General features: G+C 41.1%; 1 pseudogene. It reads left to right on the top strand.

Annotation, left to right across the window (positions count from 1 at the left end):
- A pseudogene (locus B2X72_RS18060) lies at positions 1-1,327 on the top strand (DNA-directed RNA polymerase subunit beta'); the annotation flags it as partial.

The raw sequence follows: 1,327 nt of genomic DNA, 5'->3' as shown, positions 1-1,327 counted from the left end.
AGGTCGTTTCCGTCAAAACTTGTTAGGTAAGCGTGTGGATTATTCGGCTCGTTCGGTAATTGTTGTAGGTCCTCACTTGAAATTACACGAGTGTGGTCTTCCTAAAGATATGGCTGCAGAACTTTACAAACCGTTTATCATTCGTAAGATGATCGAGCGTGGTATTGTAAAAACAGTAAAATCAGCTAAAAAAATCGTTGATCGTAAAGATCCTGTGGTATGGGATATCCTTGAAAATGTATTGAAAGGTCACCCTGTATTGCTAAACCGTGCACCTACGCTTCACCGTTTGGGTATTCAGGCTTTCCAACCTACATTAGTAGAGGGTAAAGCTATTCAATTACACCCATTAGTGTGTACAGCGTTCAACGCCGATTTTGACGGTGACCAGATGGCAGTCCACTTACCGCTTGGTAATGCTGCAGTTTTGGAAGCCCAAATCTTAATGTTAGGTGCGCACAATATCTTAAACCCTGCGAATGGTTCTCCAATCACAGTACCATCTCAAGACATGGTATTGGGTCTTTACTATATTACTAAAGGCCGTAGAACTGCTGGCGATCACATCGTAAGAGGTCAAGATATGACTTTCTATTCGGCTGAAGAGGTTATCATCGCTTTAAATGAGAAGCAAATTGACCTTCACGCTTGGATTAAAGTAAAAACAAAAGTTAGACAAAAAGATGGTAGCATCGTTGATACCTTATTAGAAACAACTGTAGGTCGTGTGATCTTCAACCAAGTTGTTCCTGACGAAATGGGATTTGTCAATGAATTGCTTACGAAAAAATCTTTGCGTAATATCATCGGTGAAATTGTGAAGACTACGGGTATGGCCCGTGCAGCACAGTTCTTGGATGATATGAAAGAATTGGGATATCAAACGGCCTTCAAAGGTGGTCTTTCGTTCAACTTGGAAGATTTGAACATTCCTGCTGCGAAAGCTGAATTGATTCAACAAGCAACTAACGAGGTTGAAGAAGTAATGAATAACTATAACATGGGTTTCATTACAAACAACGAACGTTACAACCAAATCATCGATATCTGGACGCGTATCAACAACAGATTGACGGCACACGTTATGGATATTCTTTCGAATGATAACCAAGGATTCAACTCAGTTTACATGATGTTGGATTCTGGAGCCCGTGGTTCGAAAGAGCAGATCCGTCAGTTATGTGGTATGCGTGGTTTGATGGCGAAACCTCAAAAATCAGGTACTTCTGGTGGTGAGATTATCGAAAACCCGATCTTGTCAAACTTTAAAGAAGGTTTGTCCGTATTGGAGTACTTTATCTCTACCCACGGTGCGCGTAAAGGTCTT

This window comes from Sphingobacterium sp. UBA7253 (assembly GCF_002472745.1).
GTDB classification, from domain to species: Bacteria; Bacteroidota; Bacteroidia; order Sphingobacteriales; family Sphingobacteriaceae; genus Sphingobacterium; species Sphingobacterium siyangense.
This window is presented reverse-complemented; position numbering and strand designations above follow the sequence as displayed.